Here is a 23,540-nt window from a genome sequence, read left to right on the forward strand (position 1 = left end):
CCCGCACGAAGCGGGAGTGGCCCTGAGGTCTTCAAGCGGATCTTCGAGCGGATCTTCGAGCGGGTGGCGTCAGGCCACGTTCCGCAGGATCACCGCGCCGCGACCGACGACCGCGCCTTCCGAGGTCTGCACGGTCAGCTCACCGCGCAGCACCCGGCCGGCGCCGGCCTGGCCACCGGCGGTCACCGTGGCGGGGACCGTCCAGGTCTCGCCGGCGGTGCGCTCGGCGTCGGCGTCGGTCACCGCGACCGAGCCGAGGCCGGCGGCGGCGAACAGGTCGATGTAGTCGTACTCCGTGGTGCCCGCGGGCACCTCGTAGCCGTCGACCGTCACCCGCCACGCGCCGGCGGCGGGGTTGTTGATCGTCACCGACTCCTCCGAGTCGCCGTCCGCCGACTGACCGGCCAGCACGCACGTGCCGGTCGAGCAGTTGTAGACGAACAGGTCGAGGTCGGCCGAGACGTCGCTGGTCCGGCCGATCGTCGCGCGCAGCGACGACGAGCCCGGCGCCACGGTCAGGTCGTAGTTCTGGACCGCCGCGTCCGCGATGGTCGGCCGGTCGATCCGGGCGCTGGACAGCGGACCGCCGACGAGCTTGCCGGTGAACGTCGCCAGCGAGTTCGTCACCGTGTACTCACGGCTGATCGGCGTGCCGATCACGGCCGACTCGATGGTGTCCGGGTTCGGGCTGACCGTCGTGCCCAGCACGGACGCGGTCACCGAGTACGGCGCGGCGTCGGCGTCGGAGGTGCGCCGGGCCTCGACCACGATCTCCCACACGCCCGGCAGCGGGTTGCTGACCGTGCGGCTGGTCGGCGAGCCACCGGCACAGCCGGCGCCCGCGTCGGGGTTGTAGCAGTTGGTCGACGACGTGGTGTCGAACGGCACGCCGTACGGGTCGTAGCGCAGGAACCGGACCTGGCCCTTGCCCGCCTCCGCGCCGCCCGCCGCCAGGTCGACCTTCAGCGCGCTCGTGCCCGCGGGCACGTTCACGAAGACGCTCTTCGACTGGTTGCGCGCGATCGTGCCGGTCTTGGTCACCGCGTACTTGCCCGCCGCGGTGAACTCGTCCGCCGCGAACACGGTGTTCAGGGTGAACACGTCGATGCCGCGGGTGCCCGGGTTGTCGAGCTTGAGCACGGCCGAGTGCGCGCCCGCCTTGGTCGGCTTGACCTTGACGTCGAACTTCACCGGCGTGTTCAGCGGCAGGCTGACCAGGGACTTGGACGAGAACGTGCCGTCGTTGCCCTGCCAGTTGACCAGGAACTGCTGGTTGCGGTCCGGGCCCGTGGTGCGGGTCAGGGTGTACGTGCGGGTGTACTCCTTGCCCACGACGACGCCCTCGCGGTCGTGGATGCCGACGCCCGTGTCCGGGGTGGCCAGCAGGTCCGACAGCGCGGTGTTCACGGTCACCGAGGTGCTGACCGCCTGCGTCTCCGGGTGCGCGTTGAGCTGCGTCCACGCGCGCTTCGTGTCGAACAGGCCCGCGCCCTGCTCGTACGCCTGGAGGGTGGAGACCCACTTGGCGCCGGACTGGATCGCGTTGCGCAGCGCCGCGACGGGCGGGCGCTCGCCGTTGTGCTCGGCCTTGTACGCGCTGATCAGCAGCGCGGCGGCGCCGGTCGCCTGGGGCGAGGCCATCGACGTGCCGTTGAACATGGCGTAGCCGGCGGGCAGCTCGTAGGTGCCGGCCACCGGGCCGGGCACCTGCCACTGCGGCACGGTGGAGATCGCCGAGCCGGGCGCGACGATGTTCGGCTTGAAGCCGCCGTCCTCACGCGGACCGCGCGACGAGAAGCCGTGCAGGCCCTCCTTCTGCGCGGTCTTCGAGCCGTAGTTGGACAGCCAGGTGTCCGCCGTGATGTACGAGCCGACGCTCACCGCGTCCGTGGACACCGACGGGTCGCCGACGGTGTTCGCGCCCGCGCCGCTGTTGCCGGCGGAGATGAACACCTGCACGTTGTACTCGGCGATGGTGCGGTTGTAGAGCTCCGCACGCGCGTTGTTGCCGTCGTTGAGCGCCGGCAGGCCGCCGATGGAGATGTTGACGACGTCCGCGCCGTTGCGCGCCGCGTACAGCAGGCCGTCGATCAGGCCGCTGTTGGTGCACGACGGGGTGGACAGGCAGACCTTGACGGCCATCAGCTTCGCGCCGGGCGCGGCGCCGGTCATCTTGCCGCCGAACAGCTTGTTCGCCGACGTGATGCCCGCGACGTGCGAGCCGTGCGCGGCGGCGGAGATGCCGAGGTTGACCCACGCCGTGCCGGCCGCGTCGTAGTTCGACTTGTCGGTCTGCACCACGAACGCCACGGTGTCCAGCACCGGCGTGGCCGGGTTGTCCGCGCCGAAGTGGCCGACGTCCTTCTTGTACTTGTAGTCGATCATCGCGGTCTGGTCGGTGAAGTCACCGTCGCCGTCGGTGTCGACCCGGACTTCCTTGGTCGTGATGTCCTGCAGCACGCCGAAGGCGTCCACGCGGTCGCCGTCGCGGTTGATGTCGCCGCCGGTCTCGCTGTTGGCCAGGGCCAGGTCGCCCGCGGTCTCGCGGAACAGGCCGAAGCTGAACGGACCACCGGTCGCCGGCGCCTTGTAGGACGCGCCGCCCGCGGTGAACGTGCCGTTGTAGCGGCCCGAGACCTGCAACCAGGTGCCGTCACCGGAGTTGGTGGCGTTGGCGTTGTACCAGTCGACGATCTTGCGCTCGCCGGTCGTGGTGGTCGCCAGCGCCGGGTGGTCCAGGTCGATGCCGGAGTCCATGATGGCGATCGTCGTGCCGCGGCCGTCCCACTGGGGGTGCTCGTCGGTGAACTGCGCCGCCTTGGTGTCCTGCGTCGGCATGTACGGGTTCTTCTTGCCCGTCGCCTTGCCCGGCGCCGGCTGCGGCAGCGGGGCCGTCGCGCCGTCCGGGCGCGGGTTGTCCAGGACGACCAGGCCGTCCACGTCCACCGAGTTCACGGACGCGAGCCCGGCGGCCTTCTCGGCCTTGTCCCGGGGCACCGAGACCTTGAGGTAGTCGACGTCACGCTCGGTGGACTCGACCACGCCGCCGAGGGCCTTGAGGTCGTTGACCGCGGTGTCCAGCTTGCCCTCTTCGGCGGCGACCAGGAGCGTGACGTTCGCCTGACCGGCCTGCTCGGCCTCGGCGACGCGCTCCCGGTCCTGCTTGTCGAGCTGCTTGTCGGCGGGCGCGGGCGCGGATGGCGCCTCTTGCGCGACGGCCGACCCGGCGGCGAAGCCGAACCCAGTGGTGCCCAGCACGGCGGCCAGCAAGGCCGCACTGGTGCGGTGTCTCCACCGGCTTCCTGATTTGATCAAGGCGCAAACCCTTCGTGGGGAAAGATTGGCGCAAGCACATCCCCCCGACCCTCGGGTAACAATCGGACGAACAGCCTAATAAAAAAGTCCACATTGGACTGGACGGGCTATTGCGCGAACGCGCGAGAAGTGCCGCACAACACCGGAACGGGCGCGACCTCTCCAGTCAAGAGCCGACCGGCCGGAATGTCAAACTCTGTCAACGGTGAACCATCCGGAAGCGTGGGAAATCCGTAACAAATCGCACATCAACGCGATGGCGAGGACACTGGTCGACATCGTGGACACCGCGCCGATCGACCGGATAGCCGACGAGCTCTACGCCCTGCCGCCGGCGGAGTTCGTCGCGGCCAGGGACGCCCACGCCCGCTTGGCCGCCGACCGCGGCGACAAGGCGTTGGCCAAGCAGGTCTCGGTCCTGCGCAAGCCGACCGCGTCGGCGTGGGCGCTGAACCTGCTGGCGCGCGAGGACGCGTCCGACCTGACCGAGGCGCTCGCCCTGGGTGACGAGCTGCGTGCCGCGCAGGAGGAGTTGCGGGGGAACGCGCTGCGGCAGTTGAGCGCGCGTCGGCGGGCCGTGCTGAGCGCGCTCGTGCGACGGGTGGAGGTGCTGGCGAGCCACGCCGGCCAGCCGCTCGGGCCGGACGCCGTGCAGCAGGTGCGGACCACGTTGACCGCCGCCCTGGCCGACGCCGTGCTCGGCGCGCGCATCCGGGCCGGCCGGCTGGTCAAGCCGGTGGAGCAGTCCGGCTTCGGCCCGCTGAGCGAGACCGCGACCCCGGTGCGCGACGACCTGGCGCCACGCCGTGAGCAACGGCGGGAACGGGACCTGGCGCGGGCGCGTGACGACATCAGCGCGGCCCAGTCGGACGTGCGCAAGGCCGACACGGTCGTCACGGAGGCGGAGCAGACCCTGGCCGAGCGCGAGGAGCACACGGCCACGCTGCGCGCCGAACTGCGCCGGGCGCAACAGGCGGAGCAGGAAGCGGCGAACCGGCTGACGAAGGCGAAGCGCCGGGCCGAGATCGCGCGGAACAAGCTCACGGGCGCGGAAGCCCGGATGACCGAGCTGCGCGGCGACGCCTGACACGTCGCCCCTCGCCGCCCTCCACACCCACGCCGCCCACGCCGCCCTCCACACCCACGGGGACATCCCCCGAACGGGCTGCACCGGCACCCCCGAACGGACCTCGCCGACACGTCCGGAACGGGCCTCGCCGACACTCCCCGTGACCCCCGCCACCCCCGCCCCGTCCGGGGAACACCCGCTGGTCACCGCCCGTTCTACTACTGGTCGGCACGTGGACGCCGCACCGGACGTCAGGCCCGCGGGCCACCTCCCCCCAGGCCCGCGCGGCACCTCTCCCCGAGACGTTGCAGGTGCGCCCACGCACGCCCGACCGCCGTCGGCCGGACGGTTCCCCCACCGAACGGCCGACGGTCTTTTACTCCGCCGCAGTCGCAGCTCAGACCATGTACTGGTCGTGCCGGGCGTACAGCTCGGTCCACTCGTCCGAGGTCAACCGCCGCCCGGATCCGGCGATCTCGGCCAGTTCCCGGAAGTACTCCTCGCGCGGTGGCGCGGGGGCGAAGAGGATCAACATGGACGCGGGCTCGTCGGCGTCGTTGCGGAAAGCGTGCACGCCGCCCTCGGGCACGTAGAGGAAATCGCCCGCGACCGCGTTCACCCACGTCTCGCCGTTGAACAACCGGACCGTTCCGGAGATCACGTAGAACGACTCCGAGAACGTCTTGTGGAAGTGCGCCGCCGGGCCGCCCGCGCGCGGCTCCATCCGCCACTCGAACAAGCCGAACTGCCCGCGCGTGACGTCGCCCGTGCCGACCAGCCTGGCCTGGGTCAGCGGCCGGTCGATGATCGGCGCCTCCGCCACCGGCCGCCACACCGCGCTGACCTCGCCGACGTCCCCCGTGTACGACATCGTCACACTCCCTAAAGTGAATCTTCTTCAGCTCTCGTCCGCCGTCGCGGTTCGATCTAGACTCGCCCGATGCCCCATGACGCTGATGTCATCGTCGTCGGCGCCGGCCTGGCGGGCCTGGTCGCCACCGCCGAGCTGGTCGACGCCGGTCGCAAGGTCATCCTGCTCGACCAGGAGCCGGAGGCCTCGTTCGGAGGTCAGGCGTTCTGGTCGTTCGGCGGGTTGTTCCTGGTGGACAGTCCGGAGCAGCGGCGGCTGAAGGTCAAGGACTCGGCGGAGCTCGCGCTGCAGGACTGGCTCGGCTCGGCCGCGTTCGACCGGGACGCCGACCACTGGCCGCGTCGGTGGGCCGAGGCGTACGTGGACTTCGCGGCCGGCGAGAAGCGGTCGTGGCTGCACGCGATGGGCGTGCGCTGGTTCCCGCTCGTGCAGTGGGCGGAGCGCGGCGGGTACCTGGCCGACGGGCACGGCAACTCCGTGCCGCGCTTCCACGTGACGTGGGGCACCGGGCCGGGCATCGTGGCGCCGTTCGAGCGGCGGGTGCGCGAGGGCGTGGCGCGCGGGCTCGTGCAGCTGAAGTTCCGGCACCGCGTGACCGGGCTGACCACGACCGGCGGCGCGGTGGACGGCGTGCGCGGCGAGGTGCTGGAGGTCAGCGCGGCCGGTCGGGGCGAGCCGAGCTCACGGGTGGTGTCCGGCGACTTCGACCTGCGCGCGCAGGCCGTGGTCGTGACCTCCGGCGGCATCGGCGCGAACCACGAGATGGTGCGCCGCAACTGGCCGGCCCGCATGGGCACGCCGCCGGCGCACATGCTGTCGGGCGTGCCGGACCACGTGGACGGCGAGATGCTGCGGGTCGTGCAGGACACCGGCGGCGAGATCGTCAACGAAGACCGGATGTGGCACTACCCCGAGGGGATCGCCAACTACGCCCCGGTGTGGAACAGGCACGGCATCCGCATCCTGCCGGGGCCGTCGTCGCTGTGGTTGGACGCGACCGGCTCGCGGCTGCCGATCCCGCTGTTCCCGGGGTTCGACGCCCTGGGCGCGTTGGAGCACATCGTCAAGACCGGCCACGGCTACTCGTGGTTCGTGCTCAACCAGAAGATCATCGGCAAGGAGTTCGCGCTGTCCGGGTCGGAGCAGAACCCCGACCTGACCGGCAAGGACGTCAAGGCGGTGCTGAAGCGGGCAATGCCGGGCGCGGTCGCGCCGGTCGAGGAGTTCGCGAAGCGGTCGGAGGAGTTCATCTTCGGCCGCACGCCGGAGGAGCTGGCGGCCGGGATGAACGAGCTGACCGGCACGTCGTTGATCGACGCGGAGGCGCTGCGGCGGACCATCGTGCAGCGCGACCGGCAGGTGATCTCGGGGCTGGGCAAGGACATGCAGGTCAACGCCATGCGCGAGGCGCGCAAGTTCATCACGGACAAGCTGATCCGCGTGGTCGAGCCGCACCCGTTGCTGGACCCCAAGGCCGGCCCGCTGATCGCCGTGCGGCTGTCCGTCCTCACCCGCAAGACCCTGGGCGGCCTGCACACCGACCTGTCGGCACGGGTGCTGAAGTCCGACGGCACCCCGCTGGACGGCGTCTACGCGGCCGGCGAGGCGTCCGGCTTCGGCGGTGGCGGCGTCCACGGCTACCGCGCCCTGGAGGGCACGTTCCTGGGCGGCTGCATCTTCTCCGGCCGGGTGGCCGGACGTGCGGCGGCCGAGGCCACCGGCTGACCCCGACCCGAACGTTGAACTCGGGGTACCTGAACGTAGGACACGCCCGTTCCGAACGTAGGACACGCGCGACGCGAACGTAGGACTCTCGCGTGAGTCCTACGTTCGGAACGCGAGAGTTCAACGCTCAGGGCGTCACGGGTAGGTGGTCAGGTCCAGCTTGCGGGCCAGGTCGTCGGCGTCGGCCAGGCGCAGGTCGCGGTACAGGTGCAGGGCGGCCAGCCAGTGCGGGCGGGCGGCGGCGGGGCCCTCCGACTGCTCCAGGACGTCCCCGATCGCGCGGTGGCACAGCGCTTCCTGGTAGCGGTCGCCCAGGCGGGCCGCCAGCGCCAGCCCGGCGCGGTAGGACTCCAGCGCCTCGTCGGCACGGCCCAGCTGCTGGGACGCGGCGCCCACGGTGTGCAGCGTCGCCGTGTGGGCCTTCGACGGGGCCGACGGGAACAGGCCCAGCGCCTCCGTCGCGTGCCGCAACGCCTCCTCCGGCTGGTGCTTGCGCAGCAGCACGTTGGCCAGGTTGTTCTGGATGCTCGCCTGCGAGCGGTTGTCGCCGACCTCCCGCGCCACCTCCAGCGCCTCCAGGATCGTCTCCTGCGCCCGGTCCAGCTGGTCGTCCGCCATCAGGCAGTACCCGAGGTTCGCCAGCGCCGCCAGCTCCAGGTGCCGGTCGCCGTCCGCCAACGCCGCCGCGCGCGTGCACGCCTCGATCGCCTCGTCGATCCGCTCCAGGTCGGCCAGCGTCGAGCCCAGCCGCAGCAGGAACGTCGCCTCGGCGTGCCGGTCGCCCAACGACCGCGCCGCCGCCAACCCGATCCGGCACAGCGCCAACCGGTCCAGCCGGTTGCCGCGCCGGAAGTGGAACGCGTCCAGGCACAGCGCGAGCTGCCAGGTCCGCTCGCGCTGCCCGCCGTTCACCGCGATGTCCAGCGCGAGCCCGAGGTTCGCCTCCTCCAGCGTGAACCAGTCCAGCGCCGCCGCGTGCGACGACAGCTCCGGGAACGACGCCGGCCGGTGCTCGGCCGGTCCGAACGGCCGCACGTGGTCGGACAGGTGCGCCCGCGCCCGGTCCGCCACGTGCAGGTAGTAGTCCAGCAGCCGGCTGGTCGACACCTGGTTGTCCACTTCGGACTCGGTGGCCGCCAGGTGGTGGGTGAACAGCCGCACCAGGTCGTGCCGCGAGTAGCGGTCGGGCGTCGACTCGTGCAGCAGGTTCGCGTACGCCAGCGTCCGCAGGTGCGTCCGCGCGCTGACCACGTTGATGTCCAGCAGCGCCGCCGCCGTGTAGCTGTCCAGGTCCGTCCCGGGGTGCAGGCCCAGCCGCCGGAACAGCCGCGCCGCGCCCTCCGGCAGCTCCCGGTAGCTCACCGCCAGCGCCGCGTGCACACCGCGCCCCGCCTCCGGCAGCGACAACGCCGACAGCCGGCCCTGCTCGTCGCGCAGCTCGTCCACCAGCGACTGGATCGTCCACCGCGGCCGTGACGCCAACCGCGCGCCCGCGATCCGCAGCGCCAGCGGCAGCCGGTCGCACAGCTCGACCAGCTCCGCCACCGCGTCCGGCTCCTGCTCGATCCGCTGCCGGCCCAGCACCGCGGTCAGCAGGTCCTCGGCGCTCGACTCCGGCAACGTCGGCACGTGCAGCGACGACGCGCCCTCCGTCACCACCAGGTCGTCCAGCCGGTGCCTGCTCGTCACCAGCACCAGGCACCGCGCCGAGCCGGGCAGCAGCGGCCGGACCTGCTCGGCCGACCGGGCGTTGTCCAGGAACACCAGCACCCGCCGCCCGGCCAGCAGCGACCGGTACTGCGCGGCCTGGTCCTCCAGGTCCACCGCGATCTGCGAGTCGGTCAGCCCCAGCGCCCGCAGGAACCCCACCAGCGCAGTGCGCGGGTCGAGCGGCTCGGTCTCGTCGAACCCGCGCAGGTTCACGAACAGCTGCCCGTCCGGGAAGTCGCCCGCCACCCGGTGCGCCCAGCGCAACGCCAACGCCGTCTTGCCGACCCCCGCCGGACCCACCAGCAGCCCGATCGCCGAGTCCTGCCCGATCAGGGTCGCGCCGAGGTCCGACAGCTCCTCCTCGCGCCCGACGAACCCGCGGTGCTCGCGGGGCAGCTGGGCGGGCGCGCGGTCCACCGGCGCCGACGGCGCGGTGTCGCCCGCCAGCACGGTCTGGTACGCCTCGCGCAGCTCCGGACCCGGGTCGACGCCGAGCTCGTCGGCCAGCCGCTCCCGCGTCCGGTGGAACAGCGCCAGCGCCTCGGCCTGCCGCCCGGTCCAGTGCAGCGCCAGCACCAACCGGGACACCAGCGCCTCGCGCAGCGGGTTCGAGTCCACCGCGTCCCGCAGCCCGGCCACCGCCTCGGCCGCCCGGTCCAGCCGCGACAGCCGGGTCGCCAGCTCCTGCACGGCCACCAGCCGCAGCTCCTCCAGCCGCGCCGACACCGCCTCCCGCAGCTGGTCGCCCGGCACGTCGGCGAGCACCGGGCCGCGCCACAGCGCCAGCGCCTCCCGCAGCAGCCGCACAGCCTCGTCGTCCGACGCCGTGCGCGCGCTCACGAGCAGGTCCTCGAACCGGAACACGTCGACGGCCGCGCGTTCGCCGGTCAGCACGTAGCCGGGCGCGCGGGTGACGAGCGCGACACCCCCGGCGAGGACCTTGCGCAGTTGGGCGATATGTCCTTGGAGGGCGGCTTTCGCCTGCGGCGGGGGTGAGCCGTCCCACACCAGCTCCAGCAGCCGGTCGCCGGACACCACGCGGTTCAGTTCGAGGGCGAGCGCCGCCAGGACCGTCCGCCGCTTGGCCGCGCCCAGCCGAACGGCCTCTCCACCTGCGGAAACCAGCTCCACGGGGCCAAGCAGGTTCACCCGCATCCGCAAGCCCTTTCGGCGTTGTCACCGTGTAGTCGAAGAGTTTCCCACAGTCGTCACCGCATTCCGGCGGACCGCGTTGGGCGCGCGTTGGCCGGGCGTTGGAGGACCCGGGGATGGTGGGTTTCGTCCAGCAGGCTGCCTTCGCGAGGGATACCGATGTACATCGCCGAAAACGGGGATGAAGTGGCCCCGCCCCAGGAGGTCCCGACCGTGAACGGTCAGGTCGTGGCCCTCCAGGAGACCGTGAACTCCGGCCGGGTGTCACTCGATCCCGCCACCGGCGAGGAACTGCGCAAGATGCTCCTGGAGCAGATGGACCAGGTCGACTCGTGGCTGGAGCGCGCCGGCCGGCTGGCCCGTCCCGCGCCGATCGGCCGCAACCCCGTCGGCGACCGGCTGGCGATGAAGTTCGAGGCGCGCGCCGACGGCGACCCGCGGTCGTTCGTGGCCGTGATGACGGCCTACCGCGAGGTGCTCCAGCAGACGCACGACTCGGTGCGGAACGCGATCCGCAACTTCACCGAGGTCGACGACGAGAGCAGCGTCGAGCTGCGCAGGCTGAGCGGGAACTAGGGGGCTGGCGACGATGGCGACCGAGCGCGTGGAACTGCGGGCCGACCAGGTGAAGCGGCTGGCCCGGGAAGAACGTGAGATCGACCTGGTGCTGACCGACACCCAGAACTGGGCGTCCCGGTCGCACCGCGAGCTGTACGAGTCGGTGCACAACAACAACGACCCCGGTCAGACGGGTGAGATCGGCGCGGAGTGGGGTCAGTTCGGCACCGAGCTGACCGAGGCCGCCCGGCTGATCAACGAGCGGGTCGCGGTCAGCGAGTCCGGCTGGACGGGCGACGCGGCGGACGCGGCGCGGCTCGCGATCAAGGGCCTGGCCGACTGGGTCACGCACACCGCCGAGACCGCGGTCGAGGTCGGCAAGCGGGTGCAGGACGAGAGCCAGATCATGGAGAACGCGCGCGCCTCCATGCCCGAGCCGGTCGAGTTCAACTGGGACCAGGCCACCGGCGTGTTCACCGCGGGCGGCATCCAGGGCCTGGCCAGCTCCGCCGCCGACGTGCAGGCGGCCAACGACCACGCGCGGGCGCTGCACGAGCACGCCGTGACGGTCATGAGCACGATGGAGCGCGAGTCGCAGGCGGTCGACCAGACCACGCCGCAGTTCAGCGCGCCGTTCAACCCGGTCACCGGCCGCACCGAGGAGCCCCAGCTCGCGATGCTGCGGTCCGCGTCGACCGCCACGCTGGCGGGCGCGGGCGCGGACGCCCTGGGCGGCTCGGGCGGCGCCACGGCGCCTTCGGCCTACACGGCGTCGCAGCCGGCCCAGCAGATGCAGGCGATGCGGTCGGTGGAGCCGGCGCAGGCGTACCAGCCGGCGCAGTCGACGCCCGCGACGCAGCCGTCCGGGTACTCGCCCGCCGCGGCGTCGTACCCGTCGGCTCCCGGCTCCTACGGCAGCGGCACGTACGCCAGTGGCGCGGCGGCCCCGGCGCCGCCGCAGCCGATGTACCGGCCCGAGGGCACGACGGCGGCAGCGGCGGCGGCCCAGGTGCCGGTGGCGAACCCGTACACCCCGTCGTCCGGTGGCGGCGGCGGTGGCGGCGGTGGCTACAACTACACGCCGCCGGCCAACAGCGGCTACACCCCGCCCGGCAGCGGTTACGTCCCGCCGTACCAGCCGGCCAACCCGAACGCGGTGCCCCGCCAGGGCGGCGGGACCCTGCCGCCCGGCGTGCGGCCGCCGAGCTACGTCCCGGCCGGCAGCCCCGGCACGCCTCCGCTGCCCGGCTCGTCCGGTGGCGGTGGCGGTGCCGGTGGTGGCGCGGGCGGCGGTGCCGGTGGCGGCGGCGGCGCGCCCGGTGCGCGGATGCCCGGCGGCGGCATGCCCCCCGGTGGCTTCGGCGGTGGCGGCGCCGGTGGCTTCGGCCCGACCGGCTCCGCCGGCGCGGGTGGCGGCGGTGGCTCGCTGGCCGCGGGCGGTTCGACCGGCGCGGTCGGCGGTCCGGGCGCGCGTGGCCCGATGCCCGGCGGCGGCTTCGGCCCCGGCGGCGCGGCGGCGGCGTCCCCGATGGCGGGTGGCGCGCCGATGGGTGGCGCGCCGGCCGGCGGCCAGCAGGGCGAGGACAAGGAGCACCGCGCCGCGGCGTACATCCGGGGCGAGGACATCTTCGAGGTGCCGGGTGAGAACCTGCCCCCGTCGGTGATCGGCGGCGCGAAGCCGCCGAAGAAGAAGGGCGACCAGCCGTGATCGAGCCCGAGTTCGTGCTCACGCCGCACGAGCTGGACGTGCTGTGGAGCCACCTCGACCTCGGCCGGCTGCCCTACCCGCTGGACGTGCCGAGCGTGGGCGACTCCGAGGAGGAGCGCAAGCGGTTGCGGGAGGAGGTGCTCGCCGCGTACGGCGAGCCCGACCCCCGCCTGCTGGGGCTGCTCCGGCTGCTCGGCAACCACGAGGTTGCCGTGGACGCGGTCGCCCACGTGGATCGGTCGGTGCGCGCGGTGGCGGTGTCCGACGGCGCGCGGGCCGCGTTGGCGGTGGTCGACAGCGGCTCGATCGGGGTGCTGGAGATCCGGCCGACGGCGTTGGCCAGGTCGATCGTCGAGGTGCTGCCGGACGGGTCCGCGGGGCCGGGCAGCGCGTTGTCGCTGCGGCTGGAGACGTTGAACGCGGCCGTCGCGCTGCAGAACGAGCAGCCGGACGACGAGGACGACGACCCGTGGGGCAGCGGCGAGCTGGACGAGCGGGAGGCGTTGCAGAAGGCCGGGCTGTCGCGCGAGGACGCGACCGTGGTCAGCGAGCTGGCCACGAGCCGGGTCGCGGGCGGCCAGTTCGGGGTCACCGTGGGCGGCGGCTACCGCCGTGCCCGGGCCGGCGCGCTGATCACGTGGTTCGACACGCACCAGGGCCGGTACCTGATGGTCCACGAGGACGGCTGGCTCAGCCTCGCCCCGACCGACAACGACCGCATCGCCACCCGGATCGCCTCCGTCCTCTCCACCGTCTCCTGACGACCCGGACGTAGGACTCGCCCGCCCACCCCGCGCGTGTCCTACGTCCAGAACGACCGTGTCCTACGTTCGCGTACCCCGAGTTGAACGCTCAGGACGCCGTCGACCCGGCTCGGAACCGCTCCACCAGCCGCGAGTAGCTGTCGTCACCGTGCCCGGCCTCGACCACGCCGCGCAGCAGCCGCAGCGTGTACGACGGGAACTCCGCGTCGATCCCCCGCTCCAGGCTCTCCCGCACCAGGTCGTCCGCGGCCGGCAGGTGGTGCTTCACCCCGCCGAACGGCACCGCGTACTCGCCCCGGTCCACCTCCTCCGCCAACGACGGCAGGTAGCCGAGCAGCCCGGTCAACGACGCCGCCGCCTCCGCCACGAACCGCCGCACCTCCACGCCCTGGCTCGACAACAACGCCGCCGCGTGCAGGAACCCGTTGAGCGTGCCCCACATCGTGCCGTTCATCGCCATCCCGAACAGCGCCGGCGCGCCCGCGTCGTCACCCAGGAACCTCCCGCCACCGCCCACCAACGACAACACCTCGCGGTGACGCTTGAAAGCGCTCTCACCACCCCCGTAGAACACCACCGAATCCGGGTGCCCGATTGCCGGCGCGATGGTCATGATCTGCCCGTGGACGTATTCCGCACCGCGGTCCACGGCCCACGACGCCACCTCACGCGCCTCACCGGACGTCCCGTCGGTCAGGTTCACCACCACCCGCCCCGCCAACGACCCGGCCGACGCCAGGATCGACCGCGCCGCGTCGTTGCCCTTCACGTTCACCACCACGAGATCACCACCGGCCATGGCCTCCGCCGCCGATGCCGCACCCACCGCGCCCTTGGCGACGAGCGCGTCCGCCTTGCCCGGAGAGCGGTTCCACACCGTGGTCCGCTGCCCGCCGTCGAGGAAAGCCGCGGCGAGCGCGCTCCCCATCTCCCCCAGACCCAGCACAGTCACAGCCATGTCCCGGACGCTAAGACCTCCGCTTAACTGGAGGTCAAGCCGCCGGCGAAGATCACGGCCCGCTGAAGACCAGCGCCGATAGCCTTGCCGAATGGCGACCGGTGGTCGGTAAGCTGACCGGGACCAGTGGTCCGCATTACCCCATTCGAGTGACAATGGCCAGGAAATGCGCACGTCGGAGCGACGAATGGCACCCAGAGCCACATGACAGCGGCAGGCGCGGCGAGACTCGATGACGACCCCGGGCAATCCCGGGTGGCATTCGCACGTGAATGGGCCACGGCCATCGGGACGCCACCGACGCCGGCCGACCCACCGCCCGCCACGACCGGCGCCACGCCCGCAGACGCCTCCGCCGACGCCTCCAGCGACGCCCCCGACGAGCGACTGGGAGACCTGCTCACCGGGCTCACCGCCACCCTGCACGCCGCCGTCCGCGACGACGGGTCGACGGCGCGAGCGCGCGAGGTCGGCCGCGGCCTGGTCGAGCACGGCCTGGCCGCCTCGGAGACGCTGGAGCGGACGCTCGCGTTCGTCGGCGAGCACTTGGCCGCCGACGTCGAACCCCGCCGCCTGATGGCCGTGCTGGGCGCGTTGGCCGCCGGGTTCACCGACGCGCTGTGCCAGCGCTCGCTGGACGAGCAGGAACAGCACCACGAGCTGAGAACGACCCGATCGGCCGAATCCGCGGTGCGAGCGGGCGAGGCGAAGTTCCGCGCCGTGTTCCAGACCTCGGCGTTGGCGATCACGGTCTCCGACGCCGACGGCGTGATCCTCGACTGCAACGACGCCATGCTCGCCATGGTGGACCGCACCGCCGAAGAACTGGTCGGGACGTACGGCCGCGACCTGCTCCACCCCGACGAACGACAGGTCATCTCGCGCGTCGCCGAGCGCCTGCACAACGGCCACGAGCACGTGCGCGCCGAGACCCGGCTGGTCCGCGCCGACGGCGAACTCGTCAACGTGCTCATCGCCCTCGCCCTCCTGCGCGACGACGACGGCACGCCCGCCTTCTACGTCACCATGATCGAAAGCCTGGACGAGGTCCGCGCGCTGCAGACGCAACTGGTGCGCCAGAGCCTGCACGACATGCAGACCGGCCTGGCCAACCGGTCGCAGTTCGTCGGCTGGCTGGAGAGCGCGGTCGGCTCCCGCGGCCCCGCCACCCTCGCGCTGGTCGTGTTCGACCTCGACGGTTTCCGGGTGGTCAACGACGCGTACGGGCACGAGGTCGGCAACCGGATCCTCACCGCGGTCGCCGGGCACCTGCGGTCGGTGTTCGACGAGGTCGGGAAGCTCGCCCGGATCGGACCGGACGAGTTCGCCGTGCTGATCCACGAGCCGGTGGACGTGGCGACGGTGGTGTCGCTCGCCGAGTCCGCCGTCGAGCGGCTGGCCGAACCCGTGTGGGTGGGGGACGACGGCATCGGCGTGACCGCCAGCGTCGGCATCGTGGTGCGGTCCGCGCGCGGTGCGGACGCGGCCGAGCTGCTGCGGTGCGTCGACCTGACCGTGCGGTGGGCCAAGGACGACGGCAAGGCGCAGTGGGCGCTCTACGACAAGGAGCGCGACCAGCGGGAACGCGCCCGGATGCGGTTGGCGGCGTCCATCGCGGGCGGGCTGGAGCAGGGCGAGTTCCGGGTCGGCTACGAGCCGGTGCACTCGCTGGCCGACGGCGCGCTGCTGGCCGTCGAGGCGCGGTTGCGGTGGGACCACCCGACGGAGGGCGTGCTCGACCCGCAGCAGCTGGTGTCGCTGTCGACGTGCACCGGGATGGCCGCGCGGCTGGGCAAGTGGGCCATCGCGCAGGCGTGCGCCGACGGGGGCCGGTGGCACGCCGAGTTCGGCGACGCCGCGCCCGTGCTGAGCATGGACCTGACCGCCCGGGAGTGCCAGGAGCCGGAGCTGGTGGCGACCGTGCGGCAGGCGTTGCGGGAGGGCGGGCTGCCGGCCCGGCTGCTCCAGTTCGAGCTGGGCGAGCAGCTGCCCGCGTTGATCAACGAGGACCAGGTGGACGAGCTGACGTACCTGGCCGGGCACGGCGTGCGGCTGGTGCTCGACCAGGTCGGCGGCGGCAACGTGCCGATCGACCGGTTGCGGCGGTTGCCGCTGACCGCGGTGAAGTTCCAGGGTTCGCCGGTGCGCGGGCTGGCGGAGGGTGCGGACCCGGTCGAGGAGAGCGCGGCCGTGGCGCTGCTCACGTGGTCGCGGACGTTGGGGCTGCCGCTGTTCGCGGCGGGTGTGCGCACGCGGTTCGAGGCGCGGCGGCTGGTGGAGCTGGGCGTGACGGGCGCGCAGGGGCCGTTGTTCGGCTCCGCGCTGCTGACGGCCGACCAGGTCCGCGGGATTCTTGGCAAGTCCTGACCCGGCGCTCAGGGCGCGCACAGGGTCGGGGTCGACGCTGGGGTCATGACGACAGAGGACTTCCCCGCCGTGCGCGGGTCGTTGGCGGAGCGGGCGCCGTTGTGGCGGCGCCGGACCGGTGCGGTCGTGGCCTCGGCGGCGCTGGCCGCCGGGGTGTTCGGCGGTGCCACCGGCGGGGTGGTCGGCGCGATGAACGCCTCACCCGCCGCGCAGGCGCCGGTAACCGGTCAGGTCGCGTCGAACGCGTCATCCACTGTGGACGTCTCGGACGTCGCGGCGCGCGTGCTGCCGAGCGTGGTGCAGGTGAACGTCGTGTCGGCGCAGGGGCAGGGCCTCGGGTCCGGGGCGGTGCTGAGCGCGGACGGGCGCATCCTGACCAACAACCACGTGGTGGCGGGCGCGCAGCAGGTGACGGTGACGTTGAGCGACGGGCGGACCGTGGACGCCACCGTGGTGGGCGCGGACGCGTCGAGCGACCTGGCGGTCGTGCAGGCGTCGGGGGTGAGCGGGCTCACGCCGGCGAAGTTCGGCGACTCCGACCAGGTGAAGATCGGTGATGAGGTCGTGGCGATCGGGTCGCCGGAAGGGCTCCAGGGCACCGTGACGTCGGGGATCGTCAGCGCGCTCGACCGCACGGTGACCGTGCCGGGCACGTCGACCGGCCGGCGCGGGTCGTCGACGGTCAGCTACCAGGCGATCCAGACCGACGCGTCGATCAACCCGGGCAACTCGGGCGGGCCGCTGGTCGACGCGGCCGGCGAGGTCGTCGGCATCAACTCGGCGATCTACTCGCCCGCGTCGGACGGCGGTCAGGCGGGCAGCGTGGGCATCGGCTTCGCGATCCCGTCCAACCAGGTGCGGCAGCTCGTGGACCGGCTGTGAGCAGGGGGCACGCCCGGCGGCGCGCGGTCGGGGACCGCACGCCGCCGGGAACGTCAGCCGAGCCACTCCGGGCGCAACGGCATGTGCGACGTGGTGCCGTCGAGCTTCACGCCGAGCACCTGGTGCAGCTGGATGTTGTTGCGCTCGAAGCCCAACCGGGACGCGGCCAGGTACAGCCGCCACACCCGCGCCCGACCGATGCCCACCTCGGACACCGCGTCGTCCCAGTGCTTCTCCAGGTTCTCGCACCACCCCGCCAACGTCATGGCGTAGTGCTCGCGCAGGTTCTCCTCGTGCCGGACCTCGAACCCGGTGTCGTGCATCAGCGACACGAGGTGACCAGGCCCGACCAGCTCGCCGTCCGGGAACACGTACCGGTCGATGAACCCGCCGGTCCGCGCCGGCTGCTTGTTGTCCGGCCGGGTGATGCAGTGGTTGAGCATCCGCCCGCCCGGCTTGAGCTTGCCGTACAGCGACCGGAAGTACGCGGGCAGCTTCGCCTTGCCGATGTGCTCGGTCAGGCCGATCGAGCTGATCGCGTCGAACCCGGTCTCCCGCACGTCCCGGTAGTCGAGGTAGCGCACCTCGGCCAGGTCCGACAGGCCCGCCTCCACGATCGCCTTCTGCGCCCACTCCGCCTGGTTGCGGGACAACGTCACGCCCAGCGCCCGCACGCCGTACTCGCGCGCGGCGTGCATGACCATCCCGCCCCAGCCGCAGCCGACGTCCAGCAGCCGCATCCCCGGCTTCAGCCCGAGCTTGCGCGCCACCAGGTCGTGCTTGGCGAACTGCGCCTCCTCCAGGGTGGACTCGGCGGTCGGGTACACGGCGCACGTGTACGCCATGGACGGACCGAGGACCCACTCGTAGAACGTGTTCGACACGTCGTAGTGGTGCGCGATCGCCTCGCGGTCGCGCGCCTTCGAGTGCCGCAGGCCGCGCAACCGGCGCTCCTGCGGCGGCACCTCGATCCTCGATCCCAACCTGGTGCGCCCGAGCGTGGCCAGCAGCTCCACCCGCTCACCCCAGGGCACTTCGCGCAACGAGATCTCGGAGAGCTGCTTCAACGCCCCGTACACGTCACCGATGATCTCCAGGTGCCCGGTCACGTACGCGCGCGCCAAACCCAGCTCACCCGGCGCCGATGCCAGGTACGACAGCGCTTCCGGTGTGCGCACCTCGATGCTCACACCCGCGTCGGCCGGCCCCGCATGGCTGCCGTCGTACGCGCTGAACCGCACGGACGCGCCGCCTCCGACCGCCCGCTGGAACACCTCCGCCAACCGCATTGGTCCCGGCTCCCTTCACCTACGGAGGACACACTTGGCGTACAAATCGGGCAGCCTGCCCGCCGGGTCGTACCGCTTCTTCAGGTCCTGGTAGGTCGGGCCGCTGTAGTTGTCCCAGAACTCCTCTTCCCCGTAATAGGAGTCGGAGTACAGGGACTTGTGCCCGCCCAGCTCGGTGACCTTGTCCTCGATCAGCCGGTTCCGGCTGCCCAGCTCTTCGTCGGGCCGCAGCGACACCGTCGACCAGAAGCCGACGTTGACGTACAGCACCTCGGGGTCCATCGGGTACAGCGGCCAAGCCGTCCGGCTGCCGTCCGCCTGGGTCCTCAGCCGCACCGGGCACAGCCACACGGGGCTGATCCCGATCTCCCGGTGGAAGAAGTCCAGGAACTCGGCGAGCCGGTCCACCGGGATCTCCACGTCCTGGATCACCGGTTCCTGCACCGCCTTGCTCAACCGGTCGGACAGCTTGTGCCGCCGGTCCCACGCCACCACCTTGCGGTACACGTCCGACCGCAGGTACCGCTTGGGCACGAGCCGCCGCACGACCGGGTGCTGCACGCCGAACGCGCGTGAGCACCAGAACCAGTCGGTGTCCCACCGCCACAGGTAGTCGCGCACGGTCAGGTAGTCGACGCTGCGCCGCTGGATGGACCGGTAGTAGATCTGGTTGCCGGTGTAGTCCGACGTGAACGGCGCGGTGTCGGACCAGTTCGCCAGCGTCACGTACTGCTCGGTGCCGGAGAACACCGTCCCGTCCACGAAGTCGACCGGTTCGCCCTGGTAGGAGCCGTCGGCGCAGATCTCGGCGAGCACCCGGGCGCACTCGGCCGCGTCGGCGAACGGCAGGTGCCGCAGCCGCACGTACGGCTTCACCGGTTCCAGCTCGATCTCCAGCCGCAGGGTGTAGCCGAGCGTGCCGTACGAGTTCGGGAACCCGCGGAAGAGATCGTCTTCCGGACCGACGACCACGACCTCGCCGTCGCCCGTCATGACCTCCAGCTCGCGCACGGACTCGTGCGGCAGGCCGTTGCGGAAGGAGCTGGACTCGATGCCCAGGCCCGCCACGGCGCCGCCCAGCGTGATCGTCTTGAGCTGCGGCACGACCAGCGGCACGAGGCCGTGCGGCAGGGTGGCGTCGACCAGGTGCTCGTAGGTCGTCATGCCCTGGACCTGCGCGGTCCGCGCGTCGGCGTCCACCGACAGGACCTGGTCGAACCGGGCGACGTCGAGGCCGCCGGACTGGTCGGCGCGGAACCGGAAGAGGTTCGACGTCGACTTGGCCAGCCGCACCGGCGCGCCGGCCGGAATCGCCGCGTACTGACCGCGCAACGCGGCCACGGCCCGCTCGTGGTCGGACTCCTGGACCTGCCGGTGATCCCTCACGGCACCGACGTTAGGCCGCCGGAGCTTGATCAGCACCCCCAAATTTCCCGCGTCCGCAAGTTACCGACGGGTAGTACTCTAGGTGGTTATGACTCACGCCACTCATGAGGTGACCAACCAGGTCCCACCGCTGGAAGGGCACGACGTCTCCGCCGACCCGGCGTTGCTGGACGGACTTCGGCGCGGCGGCGCCGAGTGGGCCGAACCCGAGGTGCGCGAGCTGGGTGTGCTCGCCGGCACACCGCACGTCCAGGACCTGGGACGGCTGGCCAACGCGCACCCGCCCGTGCTGCACACCCACGACCGGTACGGGCACCGGGTCGACGAGGTCGAGTTCCACCCCGCCTGGCACGAGCTGATGGGCACGGCGGTGGCCAACGGCCTGCACGCGGCGCCGTGGCGGGACGACCGGCCGGGCGCGCACGTCGCCCGCGCGGCCAAGTTCTACGTGTGGAGCCAGGCGGAAGCGGGCCACGGGTGTCCGATTTCGATGACTTACGCCGCCGTGCCCGCTTTGCGCCGGACACCCGCTTTGGCCGAGAAGTTCGAACCGCTGCTGGCGTCGCGGGAGTACGACTTCGGGCTGCGCGCGCCCGAGACCAAGCGCGGGTTGATCGCGGGCATGTCGATGACCGAGAAGCAGGGCGGCTCGGACGTGCGCGCGAACACCACGCGCGCCGTGCCCGTCGGCGACCACTACGAGCTGACCGGGCACAAGTGGTTCACGTCCGCGCCGATGTCGGACCTGTTCCTGACCCTCGCGCAGGCGCCGGGCGGCCTGTCGTGCTTCGTGCTGCCGCGCGTGCTGCCCGACGGCACGCGCAACGCGATGTCCCTCCAGCGGCTCAAGGACAAGCTCGGCAACAAGTCGAACGCGTCCGCGGAGCTGGAGTACGACGGCGCGGTCGGGTGGTTGGTCGGCGAGGAGGGCCGGGGCGTGCGGACCATCATCGAGATGGTCAACACGACCCGGCTGGACTGCGTGCTCGGCTCGGCGTCCGGGATGAGGCTGGGGCTGACCCAGGCCACGCACCACGCGGCGCACCGCAAGGCGTTCGGCGCGTACCTGGTCGACCAGCCCGCGATGCGCAACGTGCTGGCCGACCTGGCGGTGGAGTCCGAGGCGGCGACCACGGTGGCGTTGTGGCTGGCGGGCAACCGGAGCCGGCTGGGACTCGCGGTGAGCAAGTACTGGGTGTGCAAGCGGGCTCCCGCGCACGCCGCCGAGGCGTTGGAGTGCCTGGGCGGCAACGGGTACATCGAGGACTCGGGGATGCCGCGGCTGTTCCGCGAATCCCCGTTGATGTCCATCTGGGAGGGTTCGGGCAACGTGGCCGCGTTGGACGCGCTGCGCGCGCTCGGGCGTTCACCGGAGGCGGTGGCGGAGTTCTTCGGCGAGTTGGACGCGGCGCGCGGCGCCGACCGGCGGCTGGACGCGGCGGTCGAGGGGCTCAAGGACGAGCTGGCCGACACCTCGGAGCTGGAGGTGCGGGCGCGCAGGGTGGTGGAGCGGATGGCGTTGGCGTTGCAGGGCGCGTTGCTGGTGCGGTACGGGCACCCGGCGGTGGCGGACGCGTTCTGCGCGTCGCGGCTGTCCGGCGACTGGGGCGTGGCGTTCGGCACGTTGCCGCGCGGGGTGGACTTCGGGGCGATCGTGGAGCGGGGGCTGCCGAAGCCGTGAGCGCCGTCCGGGTTGAGCGGTCGGGGCCGGTGTTCACCGTCCTGCTGAACCGGCCCGCCGTGCGCAACGCGGTGGACGGGCCGACCGCGCACACGTTGACCGAGGTGTTCCGCGAGTTCGACGAGGACCCGACCGCGGCGGTGGCCGTGCTGCACGGTGAGGGCGGCACGTTCTGCTCGGGCGCGGACCTGAAGGCGTTGGGCACGCCGCGGAGCAACGACCCCGCGTCACCGTCCGGCCCGATGGGTCCGACGCGGTTGCGGTTGTCGAAGCCGGTGATCGCGGCGGTGTCCGGGCACGCGGTGGCGGGTGGGCTGGAGCTGGCGCTGTGGTGCGACCTGCGGGTGGTCGACGAGGACGCGGTGTTCGGGGTGTTCTCGCGGCGGTGGGGCGTGCCGCTGATCGACGGTGGGACGGTGCGGTTGCCCCGGTTGATCGGCGCGTCGCGGGCGATGGACCTGGTGCTGACGGGTCGGCCGGTGCACTCGGGCGAGGCGCTGCGGATCGGCCTGGCGAACCGCGTCGTGCCCGCCGGGACCTCACGTGCCGCGGCGGAGGCCCTGGCGCTGGAGCTGTCGGCGTTCCCCCAGGTGTGCCTGCGGGAGGACCGCCTGTCGCTCCTGGAGCAGGAGGACCTCCCGGAACCCGACGCCCTGGCCAACGAGCTGTCCCACGGCCTCGTCTCCCTGACCGAGGTGGAGAAAGGCCTCCGCCGCTTCCACTCCGGCGAAGGCCGCCACGGCAAGTTCCCCTGACCCCCGCGCGAGTCCTACGTTCAGAACGCGCGTGTCCTACGTTCGGAACGCGAGAGTCCTACGTTCCGGTACCCCGAGTTGAACACTCAGAACAAGATCGACTGTTCCGAGCGTTCAACTCGGGTGTCCTGAACGTAGGACACGCGTGACGCGAACGTAGGACTCTCGCGGCGTGAACGTAGGACTCTCGCGGTTAGGGGAGGCCCAGTTCGCGGGCGATCAGGATCTTCTGCACCTCGCTGGTGCCCTCGCCGATCTCCAGGATCTTGGCGTCCCGGTAGAAGCGGCCCACCGGGTACTCGTTCATGAACCCGTACCCGCCGAAGATCTGCGTCGCCTCGCGCGCGTTGTCCATCGCCGCCTCCGACGACACCAGCTTCGCGATCGCCGCCTCGCGCTTGAACGGCTCGCCGCGCAGCATCTTGGCCGCCGCCTGGTAGTACGCCAGCCGCGCGGTGTGCGTGCGGGCCTCCATCTCGGCGATCTTGAACTGGATGGCCTGGTACGTGCCGATCCGGTGGCCGAACGCCTCGCGCTCGCCCGCGTACTTCAGCGACTCGTCCACGCACCCCTGGGCCAGGCCGACGCCGACGGCCGCGATCGCCACCCGGCCCTCGTCCAACGTCTGGAGGAACTGCGCGTACCCCCGCCCGCGCTCGCCGACCAGGTTCTCCAACGGCACGCGGCAGTCCTGGAAGGACAGCTCACGCGTGTCCGACGCGCTCCACCCGACCTTGGAGTACTTGCGCGACACCGAGAACCCGGGCGTGCCCGACGGCACGATGATCGCCGAGATCTCCGGCTTGCCGTTCTCCCGACGCCCGGTCACCGCCGCCACCGTCACCAGACCGGTGATGTCCGTGCCCGAGTTGGTGATGAACGCCTTGGTGCCGTTGATCACCCACTCGTCGCCGTCGACCCGCGCGGTGGTCCGCAGCGCGCCCGCGTCCGACCCGCCGCCCGGCTCGGTGAGCCCGAACGCGCCGAGCACCTCACCGGTGCACAACCGGGGCAGCCAAGCCGCCTTCTGCTCGGCCGAGCCGAACCGGAACACCGGCATCGACCCCAGCGAGACACCGGCCTCCAACGTGATCGCCACCGACGAGTCGACCCGGGCCAACTCCTCCAGCGCCAGGCACAACGCGAAGTAGTCGCCGCCCATCCCGCCGAGCTCCTCCGGGAACGGCAGCCCGAACAGGCCCATCCGCCCCATCTTGGCGACGATCCCGTAGGGGAACTCCTCGCGCTCGTAGAACCCGCCGATGACCGGCGCGACCTCCTCGCGGGCGAACTCCTCGACGGTCTTGCGCAACGCCTCGTAGTCCTCGTCAAGGCGGAAGTCCAACATCG

At 72.1% G+C, this 23,540-nt stretch carries 16 protein-coding genes; 9 read left to right on the forward strand and 7 right to left on the reverse strand.

Annotation, left to right across the window (positions count from 1 at the left end; translation table 11 throughout):
* Positions 1-69: 69 nt before the first annotated feature.
* On the reverse strand, positions 70-3,315 hold the full coding sequence (locus ACQPYE_RS35695) for a S8 family serine peptidase (protein ID WP_498717518.1): 3,246 nt from the start codon (positions 3,313-3,315) through the stop codon (positions 70-72).
* A 256-nt stretch (positions 3,316-3,571) separates the two neighbouring features.
* Here ACQPYE_RS35695 and ACQPYE_RS35700 point away from each other — a divergent pair, with 256 nt between their 5' ends.
* Entirely contained in the window at positions 3,572-4,402 is an 831-nt protein-coding gene (locus ACQPYE_RS35700) for a hypothetical protein (RefSeq protein ID WP_498717519.1), read from the forward strand.
* 379 nt (positions 4,403-4,781) lie between these two features.
* On the opposite strand, the gene ACQPYE_RS35705 is transcribed toward ACQPYE_RS35700, so the two are convergent.
* Entirely contained in the window at positions 4,782-5,255 is a 474-nt protein-coding gene (locus ACQPYE_RS35705; RefSeq protein WP_498717521.1) for a cupin domain-containing protein, read from the reverse strand.
* 69 nt (positions 5,256-5,324) lie between these two features.
* Between ACQPYE_RS35705 and ACQPYE_RS35710 the strand changes: the two genes are divergently transcribed.
* Complete coding sequence (locus ACQPYE_RS35710) at positions 5,325-6,980, forward strand: FAD-binding dehydrogenase (RefSeq protein WP_498717522.1); 1,656 nt, start codon at positions 5,325-5,327, stop codon at positions 6,978-6,980.
* A gap of 135 nt (positions 6,981-7,115) precedes the next feature.
* On the opposite strand, the gene ACQPYE_RS35715 is transcribed toward ACQPYE_RS35710, so the two are convergent.
* The gene (locus ACQPYE_RS35715) at positions 7,116-9,821 is read right to left on the reverse strand and encodes an AfsR/SARP family transcriptional regulator (RefSeq protein ID WP_498717523.1); all 2,706 of its coding nucleotides are present in this window, start codon (positions 9,819-9,821) and stop codon (positions 7,116-7,118) included.
* Between the two features lie 234 nt (positions 9,822-10,055).
* Between ACQPYE_RS35715 and ACQPYE_RS35720 the strand changes: the two genes are divergently transcribed.
* The 3 genes from ACQPYE_RS35720 to ACQPYE_RS35730 are packed head-to-tail and all read left to right on the forward strand — an operon-like array spanning position 10,056 to position 12,869.
* Positions 10,056-10,418: a hypothetical protein gene (locus ACQPYE_RS35720; RefSeq protein WP_498717524.1), complete on the forward strand. Its 363-nt coding sequence runs from the start codon at positions 10,056-10,058 to the stop codon at positions 10,416-10,418.
* A gap of 13 nt (positions 10,419-10,431) precedes the next feature.
* Positions 10,432-12,108: a PPE domain-containing protein gene (locus ACQPYE_RS35725; protein ID WP_498717525.1), complete on the forward strand. Its 1,677-nt coding sequence runs from the start codon at positions 10,432-10,434 to the stop codon at positions 12,106-12,108.
* Positions 12,105-12,869, forward strand: coding sequence for an ESX secretion-associated protein EspG (locus ACQPYE_RS35730; RefSeq protein ID WP_498717526.1), 765 nt, complete (start codon positions 12,105-12,107; stop codon positions 12,867-12,869). Before ACQPYE_RS35725 ends, ACQPYE_RS35730 begins: the two co-directional genes overlap by 4 nt.
* A 91-nt stretch (positions 12,870-12,960) precedes the next feature.
* On the opposite strand, the gene ACQPYE_RS35735 is transcribed toward ACQPYE_RS35730, so the two are convergent.
* Positions 12,961-13,830: an NAD(P)-dependent oxidoreductase gene (locus ACQPYE_RS35735; protein ID WP_498717528.1), complete on the reverse strand. Its 870-nt coding sequence runs from the start codon at positions 13,828-13,830 to the stop codon at positions 12,961-12,963.
* 255 nt (positions 13,831-14,085) lie between these two features.
* Here ACQPYE_RS35735 and ACQPYE_RS35740 point away from each other — a divergent pair, with 255 nt between their 5' ends.
* The gene (locus ACQPYE_RS35740; RefSeq protein ID WP_498717529.1) at positions 14,086-16,197 is read left to right on the forward strand and encodes a putative bifunctional diguanylate cyclase/phosphodiesterase; all 2,112 of its coding nucleotides are present in this window, start codon (positions 14,086-14,088) and stop codon (positions 16,195-16,197) included.
* Positions 16,198-16,242: 45 nt separating this feature from the next.
* On the forward strand, positions 16,243-17,079 hold the full coding sequence (locus tag ACQPYE_RS35745; RefSeq protein ID WP_498717531.1) for a S1C family serine protease: 837 nt from the start codon (positions 16,243-16,245) through the stop codon (positions 17,077-17,079).
* Between the two features lie 53 nt (positions 17,080-17,132).
* Here ACQPYE_RS35745 and ACQPYE_RS35750 read toward each other — a convergent pair whose 3' ends face one another.
* Both ACQPYE_RS35750 and ACQPYE_RS35755 read right to left on the reverse strand, forming a co-directional pair.
* Positions 17,133-18,368, reverse strand: a complete 1,236-nt coding sequence (locus ACQPYE_RS35750) for a class I SAM-dependent methyltransferase (RefSeq protein WP_498717532.1) — start codon at positions 18,366-18,368, stop codon at positions 17,133-17,135.
* 15 nt (positions 18,369-18,383) lie between these two features.
* Entirely contained in the window at positions 18,384-19,754 is a 1,371-nt protein-coding gene (locus ACQPYE_RS35755; protein WP_498717533.1) for an FAD-binding oxidoreductase, read from the reverse strand.
* Positions 19,755-19,842: 88 nt separating this feature from the next.
* Here ACQPYE_RS35755 and ACQPYE_RS35760 point away from each other — a divergent pair, with 88 nt between their 5' ends.
* Both ACQPYE_RS35760 and ACQPYE_RS35765 read left to right on the forward strand, forming a co-directional pair.
* Entirely contained in the window at positions 19,843-21,435 is a 1,593-nt protein-coding gene (locus ACQPYE_RS35760) for an acyl-CoA dehydrogenase family protein (protein ID WP_498717535.1), read from the forward strand.
* Positions 21,432-22,190: a crotonase/enoyl-CoA hydratase family protein gene (locus ACQPYE_RS35765; RefSeq protein WP_498717536.1), complete on the forward strand. Its 759-nt coding sequence runs from the start codon at positions 21,432-21,434 to the stop codon at positions 22,188-22,190. The genes ACQPYE_RS35760 and ACQPYE_RS35765 overlap by 4 nt, the downstream gene beginning before the upstream one ends.
* Positions 22,191-22,383: 193 nt before the next feature.
* On the opposite strand, the gene ACQPYE_RS35770 is transcribed toward ACQPYE_RS35765, so the two are convergent.
* Positions 22,384-23,538: an acyl-CoA dehydrogenase family protein gene (locus ACQPYE_RS35770; RefSeq protein WP_498717537.1), complete on the reverse strand. Its 1,155-nt coding sequence runs from the start codon at positions 23,536-23,538 to the stop codon at positions 22,384-22,386.
* Positions 23,539-23,540: the final 2 nt, after the last annotated feature.

This window comes from Actinosynnema sp. CA-299493, from assembly GCF_050946825.1.
Taxonomy (GTDB): Bacteria; Actinomycetota; Actinomycetes; order Mycobacteriales; family Pseudonocardiaceae; genus Actinosynnema.